Here is a 6,462-nt window from a genome sequence, read left to right on the forward strand (position 1 = left end):
CGATGGTCCAGGCGCCGTCGATGTCCTCGGTCGACGCGGCCTGCGCTCCCGAGGTCGACACCGTCGCCGCAGGTGCGTCACTGTCGGCAATGAACTTTCCGTAGGCCCAAGGCCCGACCGTAACTCCGAGTGCCACCAGCACGACGACGATTGCGCCGACTATCCACCATTTCTTTGTCATGCCCGCCAATGCTAGTTGCACCTTCAAGTCCATGGAGGATCCAGTTCCTGGCATTTTACTGAGAGATTTGTCCGAAATTCGACGGTCGAATTGAGTGCACACGACTGTCGCCGAACTGGAATGATCATTTGACCTGACAAGGCGGTGAGGCCGATGCCCCAAGAAGTTCGTCTACTCGACGTGGCCGTCGGCGTGGTCGCCACAGCTGCGGGCGCTGCCCGTGTACTCACGCGGGTTCCCGGCCTCGGATCCCCGCTGCGTGCACTGGCCGCACGCGGCGAACGAACCATCGCAACGGCAACCGTCGTCGCCGACGCACTGCTACGCGCAATCGTCGTGAAGATCGTCGCCGCTGCACTCGAGGAAATCGACCTGACGCGTCTGATCCGGGACAACGTCGATATCGACGCCATCATCGAGGGCGTCGACCTGGACCGGGCCGTCGAGCGAGTCGATCTCGACAAGGCGGTCGCCCGAGTGGATCTGGATGCTGCGGTCCGTCGCGTCGACATCGATGCCGTGATCGGGCGAGTCGACCTCGATGCAGTCGCGGACACTGTCGATCTCGACCGTCAGGTGTCCAGAGTCGACCTCGACACTGCCATCTCACGCGTCGACCTGATCGCGCTCGCGAACTTCGTCATCGATGGTGTCGACCTCCCCGACATCATCAGAGATTCGACAGGTTCGCTGTCCGCCGAAGCAGTGCGAGGAGTCAGGAGCCAGGGCATGCAGGCAGACGACGCCGTGTCCCACTTCGTCGGGAGGCTCTTCGGCCGCGAACCGGGTCCGGCGTCGACGTGAGACATCCTCTCCCGGAGAAGCCGCACGAGATGCGCCCCGCAGGAATCATCACCCGGGGCGCTGCGGCCGTCATCGACTTGACCGTGGTCTGTGCACTGATGGGCGCCGCTTATGTCGGATCCGTGTTTGTGCAGTTGCTGTTCGATCCGGGGTCTTTCAGCTTCGAATCGCCCGCCGTGAACCTGTCCGTGTCGGTCCTGATCGGACTGTCGATGCTCTACCTCACCGTGTGCTGGGCGAGCACCGGACGTACCGTCGGCGCGATCATGATGGGTGTTCGGCTGATCACTCCGCAGCATGGCCTGGTCCGGTGGCCCCTCGCCGCGCTGCGCGCATTCCTGTGCGTCCTGTTCGCGTTCGGCCTGTTGTGGGTCGCAGTGGATCGACGGCGGAGATCGCTGCAGGACATCGTCCTGCGGACTTCGGTGGTGTACGACTGGCAGCCGAACACTCCGCTGATCGACCCGCACACCACTGCTGGACAATAGGTACATGGACCCGATCCAAGCCCTCCGCGAGATCGCCTACTGGCTCGAGCGTTCGCGCGCGGACACTCATCGCGTCAAGGCATATCGACGGGCTGCCGACGTGGTCGAATCCCTCAGCGAGACAGCACGGTCCGAACGACAGCGCACGGACTCCTGGTCTGCCCTTCCTGGAATCGGCGCCAAGACCTCACTGATCATCCGGCAAGCACTCGCCGGAGATGTGCCCGAGTACCTCGTCGAGAAGCGTGACGAGGCCCAACCGATCGGCAATAACGATCTTCGATCCGCACTCAAAGGTGATCTGCACACGCACTCCAACTGGTCCGATGGTGGCAGTCCCATCGACGAGATGATGCGTACCGCCAAGCGCCTCGGCCATGAGTACTGCGCGCTCACCGACCACTCCCCCAGGCTCACGGTGGCCAATGGGCTGACCGCCGAACGTCTCCGTCGTCAACTCGACGTGATCGCCGAACTCAACGAGCAACTCGCACCGTTCCGAATCCTTACCGGCATCGAGGTCGACATACTCGACGACGGTTCTCTCGATCAAGACGAAGGCCTTCTGGCCGAGCTGGATGTCGTTGTGGCGAGCGTGCATTCGAATTTACGAGCAGACTCGGACACGATGACCCGAAGGATGGTCAATGCCGTGGCGAACCCCCACGTCGATGTGCTCGGCCATTGCACGGGAAGGCTCGTCGAAGGCGGCCGGGGAACACGACCGGAATCGAAGTTCGACGCCGAGGTGGTATTCGAGGGCTGCAAGCAATTCGGCACCGCCGTCGAGATCAACTCCCGTCCGGAACGCCAGGATCCACCTGAACGGCTGATCGACATCGCGCTCGAACGCGGCTGCCTGTTCGCCATCGATACCGACGCCCATGCCCCTGGCCAACTGGACTGGCAGGGTTACGGCTGCCTTCGCGCCGAGGATCGCGGGGTCCCGACCGATCGCGTCATCAATACCTGGTCCATGACGGACCTTCTCGCCTGGACGGGTGGCGATCGGTGAGATCGACCCGCTTTCTGGTCCTGCTGGCTACATTCTTCGTTCTCCTCGGATGCACCAGCCCTGTCGTCCATTCCAGCCCCCCCGCCTCTCCCGACGCCTTCTCCCGCCCTCGTCCCGGCGCTGTCCGACCCTCCGATCAGGCTTCTCTACGGACCGGATCGCGAGGACAACGTGGGCGACCTGTATCTGCCGGACAACGGAGCCGACAAGATCCCGGTAGTCGTCATGGTTCACGGCGGTGGGTGGCAGCAGCAATTCGACATGACCTATTTCGATCCGATCTCCCAGGCAGTGGCCGATCGCGGAATCGCAGTGTGGAACATCGAATATCGTCGCGGCACCGGCAACTTCCGCGACACACTCGCAGATGTCGACAATGCAACCGAAGCGCTCGCGAACACGGTGCAAGAGGCAGCGGGTGGCAGGCTCGACCTCGATCGTGTGCACGTCGCCGGACACTCTGCGGGCGGTCAACTTGCTGCATGGCTCGCCGGACGGCACACACTGGATGCGTCGGCCCCCGGCGCGACGCCTCGCATCATGCCCCGCACCGCGACCATCATGGCCGGCGTGTTCGACATGGCGCGCGCGGCGAACATCGGCGGGGACACGTTGGTACCTGCATTTCTCGGCGGTATGCCCCAGCAGGTTCCTGACCGATATGAGCTGGCGTCTCCGATCGAACACCTGCCGGTGGGCGTCGAGGTGACGGCGATACACGGCGACGCCGATCGAACGGTGTCGGTGAACCAGAGCACTGCATACGTCGAGGCTGCGAACGCGGCAGGCGACACCGCCGAAGCGATCATCGTTCCGGGCGCTGGGCACAGCGCGTTCACAGATCAAGGATCGGTGGCATGGCGGACGACCGTCGACGTTATCGCGGCCCACGCGGCCACCCTCGGATGACTTCTGGTACACAGTTGCCCATGAAGCGGATGGTCTTTGCCGGAGTTGTCATCGCTGCCGTGCTCGCCGGGTGCAGCGACGAGTCCGCCACCGATGCCGGCTCGTCGACCACCGCCGAAGCGACGCAGGAGACGTCGTCTGTGACCATCACGGTCCAACCATCCGTTGTCTCACCTACGCCGCCGGTGGAGTCCGAAGCAGCGGCGACACCGGACGCGGTCGTACCCGAAGCGCCGACTGGTCCTGCTGTGCCCGAGGCCCAAATCCCCACCGGATCCGACATGCCCCACGGTGAGCAGCTGTACTTCGAGACATGCGAGCAATTCATCTCCGCGATCGACGCGTTGGCCGCTACCGGAGCGGTCACACGACAGCAGTCCGCGACCGGCATCTCCGATCAGCTTCAATCGAATCCGAGCTGGCCGACGCTTCCGCCCGAGGACCAGGGGGAAATCCTGCGGGGGCTTCAAGCCGCCGGGCAAGGTAGCTGCTGAGCGGTAGCTGTGCACGGATAGCTGCGGAAGGGGAGCTAGCACCGTTTTTGCAAGGCTTGGACCGGAAGTCACGCGTGATGTCGGTGTGCTAGCTCGGCAAAAAGGGTGCCAGCTCTACGTGTACAACCGCTCCACGAACGCATTCAGATTCTCCTGAGCGCGGACGACCCGTTCCTCGGGAGTGAGGTTCTCGCGGTAGCGATTTCCCAGCGCTGGCGTCTTCTTGCCACGCGCATAGAGCGAGCACGCGAGGTCGGTGCACATGTACGTGCCGACCGTATTTCCTTTGCGCCCCGATTCGCCGACTTTGCTGGCTGTCATCAGGGAGACGTTGCCGCGTGAATGGGTTGTCATACAGATGGTGCACATCTGGGCGCGGTCCGAACCACCGGTTTCATGTTTGAGTGCGACACCGATCAGCTCTCCCTCGCGCGGTACGACGAGGTAGCTCCGCCCGGCGTACGACGGATCGGACCAACCGAGGAAATCCAGCGCTTCCCAGTCTGTTTCAGTGAGATTGCGCGGAACGTTCAGACGCTTCGCATCACCCTTCGAACAGTTGACGAAGGACGATCTGATCTCTTTCTCTGTTACGGGTTCCATTTCTCCTCCTTGGGCCGAAAGTCACTGCGACGGCCAGTTTTCGAGCGCGTGGTGCAGCACGTCCAGCACACGCAGCCACGACTGTTCGGATTCGCGCGGCGGACTGTGACTGAAACCGCCCGACGCCTCCAATGCGATGAATCCATGAAACGTGCTGCCCAACAATCGAACTGCATCGGTTTCGTCCGGCTCGGTCAACCTGTACGCACGCAGAATCGCCCTCGACATCTGCGAGTGCCTGCGTGCATCACTGGCCAACAGTGCGTCGGAGTCGAGCTCGAACTGCGTGGAGGCGTATCGGCCGGGGTGCTCGCGTGCGTAATCGCGATATGCACCGGCGAACGCCACCAGCGCATCTTTTCCTGCGCGGCCGGCCACGGCGTCGGACACGCGATCTGCGAGTTCGGACAGTGATGCGACCGCGACCCGTTGACGTAGATCGCGCAGGTTCTTGATGTGCGAATACAGACTTGCATCCTTGACGCCGAACGAGCGGGCCAACGCGAGGACGGTCACGTTCTCGAAACCGACGTCGTCGGCCATGTCTGCGGCCGCTTCGGTCAAACGGGCGACCGTGAGCCCAGCGCGCGCCATTGCCCTCCTTGCTAGTGACAGTGGCGTATTTCCTAGCCACCCTAGGAAGGGTAGGCGTCTCCCGGCGTCGGCGCCACTTCTTTTACCGCGAGACCGTCACTTCCAGTAGGCCTGCGACTTGATCGAGTCCTTCGGTAGAGCATGGGTAGACCTGAGGGTCTTGACGATCGCCCGCGTCGACCTGCCGTCGCACGCCACCCACGCAAACGCTCCAGGTGCAGGCACGAGCTTCTCCGCGGCCTCACGCAGCAGCCGCCCGTCGTCGATACGCTCGAACCACGTCACCTCGACTGAAAGACCTGCGTGGACAGGGAGCTGACTGTCGGACTCGTACTGCCATTCGAGCCACACCCTCGCCGGGGTGTCACCGATCGCATCGAGCAGGGTGTTGATCGCCGGGAGCGACGCCGTGTCGCCGAAGATCAGGAACTCCGACGGCGTCGGTACCGGGATCGTGAAGTTCGACGAACCGGAACCTTTCGACATCAGGCTCGCAGCGAGCGTGTCGCCGGGCTGCGCGTTCTGCGCCCAGATCGACGCCGGGCCGTAATGCACCGCGAACTCGATCGAAAAACTGTCCGACGCCGGATCCTGTTCGAGCAGCGTGTAGCCGCGTTGACGTTCCCTGCCGGTGCCGTCGTCGAACCACAGCCGGACCCACTGCGTCGGGTGCACGGGATAGTCGGCCAGCAGCCCGTGGGATGTGAAGCCGATGCGGATGTACTTGTCGGTGACGGTCTCTACTGTCGTCACGGTCAACGTGTAGTCGTCCGCTCTGTAGGCCTTCATGATGATGCCTTCGACGCCTCTGCCCATAAGGGCAGGGTAACCTAATTCAAGGTGTAGGTCCGTTCGATCGGTCTGGTTCCGTCGGACATGATCCACTCGGCGTCTCGTCGGCCGACCAGCGTCCAACCGGTGCGCTCGTACAGCGCGATGGCTCGCTCGGAGGATTCGACGACGTCGAGCATCAGGACGCCGCAGCTGCGCGCTTGCCGCAGTAGGGCTTCTCCGACTTTCGATCCCCTCGCACTGGGATCGACGAACAGCCTCGACACCCACAACTCGTCGTTCCGCCCGGTGAGGACCAGGTGTCCGACCAGGCGCCCGTCGTGCTCGGCGACCCATGCGGCCACGGAGTTCTCGGGTGCGAGCCATTCGGCCGGATCGTCGGGCCAGCGGTTCGGGTAGCCGTCGGACTCGTGAACTTCCGCCAACATTCGTACGCAGCCGGGCAGGTCGTCGGGGCGTCGGGGCCGGATTTCCACCTTTGCGACGGTACCGAACGCTGGGCGCGCCGCAGCGAATGTCTCATTCGGTCACTTGGCGACCTGGACGCGCACCTTCCAGCCCAGGCACGCGTTGCAACTTGCG

At 63.3% G+C, this 6,462-nt stretch carries 9 protein-coding genes and 1 pseudogene; 5 read left to right on the forward strand and 5 right to left on the reverse strand.

Features of this window, described 5'->3' with window-relative positions; translation table 11 throughout:
* Positions 1-181 (reverse strand): annotated as a pseudogene (locus A2J03_RS24840) (YceI family protein); the annotation flags it as partial.
* A 153-nt stretch (positions 182-334) separates the two neighbouring features.
* On the opposite strand from A2J03_RS24840, the gene A2J03_RS24845 reads away from it, so the two are divergent.
* From A2J03_RS24845 to A2J03_RS24865, 5 genes are all read left to right on the forward strand, one after another.
* Entirely contained in the window at positions 335-985 is a 651-nt protein-coding gene (locus A2J03_RS24845) for a hypothetical protein (RefSeq protein ID WP_068379417.1), read from the forward strand.
* 29 nt (positions 986-1,014) lie between these two features.
* Positions 1,015-1,473 carry an RDD family protein gene (locus A2J03_RS24850; protein ID WP_068379420.1) on the forward strand — a complete coding sequence of 153 codons (459 nt, stop codon included), beginning with the start codon at positions 1,015-1,017 and terminating at the stop codon, positions 1,471-1,473.
* 4 nt (positions 1,474-1,477) lie between these two features.
* The gene (locus A2J03_RS24855; RefSeq protein ID WP_068379422.1) at positions 1,478-2,488 is read left to right on the forward strand and encodes a PHP domain-containing protein; all 1,011 of its coding nucleotides are present in this window, start codon (positions 1,478-1,480) and stop codon (positions 2,486-2,488) included.
* Positions 2,489-2,659: 171 nt separating this feature from the next.
* On the forward strand, positions 2,660-3,397 hold the full coding sequence (locus tag A2J03_RS24860) for an alpha/beta hydrolase family protein (RefSeq protein WP_231912707.1): 738 nt from the start codon (positions 2,660-2,662) through the stop codon (positions 3,395-3,397).
* A gap of 20 nt (positions 3,398-3,417) precedes the next feature.
* On the forward strand, positions 3,418-3,891 hold the full coding sequence (locus tag A2J03_RS24865) for a hypothetical protein (RefSeq protein WP_068379425.1): 474 nt from the start codon (positions 3,418-3,420) through the stop codon (positions 3,889-3,891).
* Between the two features lie 114 nt (positions 3,892-4,005).
* On the opposite strand, the gene A2J03_RS24870 is transcribed toward A2J03_RS24865, so the two are convergent.
* From A2J03_RS24870 to A2J03_RS24885, 4 genes are all read right to left on the reverse strand, one after another.
* Positions 4,006-4,494 (reverse strand): FBP domain-containing protein, encoded by a 489-nt coding sequence (locus tag A2J03_RS24870; protein ID WP_068379428.1) that lies wholly within the window; start codon positions 4,492-4,494, stop codon positions 4,006-4,008.
* Positions 4,495-4,515: 21 nt separating this feature from the next.
* Positions 4,516-5,088, reverse strand: coding sequence for a TetR/AcrR family transcriptional regulator (locus A2J03_RS24875; RefSeq protein ID WP_068379431.1), 573 nt, complete (start codon positions 5,086-5,088; stop codon positions 4,516-4,518).
* A gap of 96 nt (positions 5,089-5,184) precedes the next feature.
* Positions 5,185-5,904, reverse strand: coding sequence for a siderophore-interacting protein (locus A2J03_RS24880; RefSeq protein ID WP_068379434.1), 720 nt, complete (start codon positions 5,902-5,904; stop codon positions 5,185-5,187).
* A 14-nt stretch (positions 5,905-5,918) separates the two neighbouring features.
* Positions 5,919-6,356, reverse strand: a complete 438-nt coding sequence (locus A2J03_RS24885; protein WP_068379437.1) for a GNAT family N-acetyltransferase — start codon at positions 6,354-6,356, stop codon at positions 5,919-5,921.
* Positions 6,357-6,462: the final 106 nt, after the last annotated feature.

The organism is Rhodococcus sp. EPR-157 (assembly GCF_001647195.1).
Taxonomy (GTDB): domain Bacteria; phylum Actinomycetota; class Actinomycetes; order Mycobacteriales; family Mycobacteriaceae; genus Rhodococcoides.

Excerpts from the sequence above, each read along its gene's own strand:
- A2J03_RS24855 (WP_068379422.1), top strand. The coding sequence starts at position 1,478 with ATGGACCCGATCCAAGCCCTCCGCGAGATCGCCTACTGGCTCGAGCGT.
- A2J03_RS24870 (WP_068379428.1), bottom strand. The coding sequence starts at position 4,494 with ATGGAACCCGTAACAGAGAAAGAGATCAGATCGTCCTTCGTCAACTGT.
- A2J03_RS24875 (WP_068379431.1), bottom strand. The coding sequence starts at position 5,088 with ATGGCGCGCGCTGGGCTCACGGTCGCCCGTTTGACCGAAGCGGCCGCA.
- A2J03_RS24880 (WP_068379434.1), bottom strand. The coding sequence starts at position 5,904 with ATGGGCAGAGGCGTCGAAGGCATCATCATGAAGGCCTACAGAGCGGAC.
- A2J03_RS24850 (WP_068379420.1), top strand. The coding sequence starts at position 1,015 with ATGCGCCCCGCAGGAATCATCACCCGGGGCGCTGCGGCCGTCATCGAC.
- A2J03_RS24865 (WP_068379425.1), top strand. The coding sequence starts at position 3,418 with ATGAAGCGGATGGTCTTTGCCGGAGTTGTCATCGCTGCCGTGCTCGCC.
- A2J03_RS24845 (WP_068379417.1), top strand. The coding sequence starts at position 335 with ATGCCCCAAGAAGTTCGTCTACTCGACGTGGCCGTCGGCGTGGTCGCC.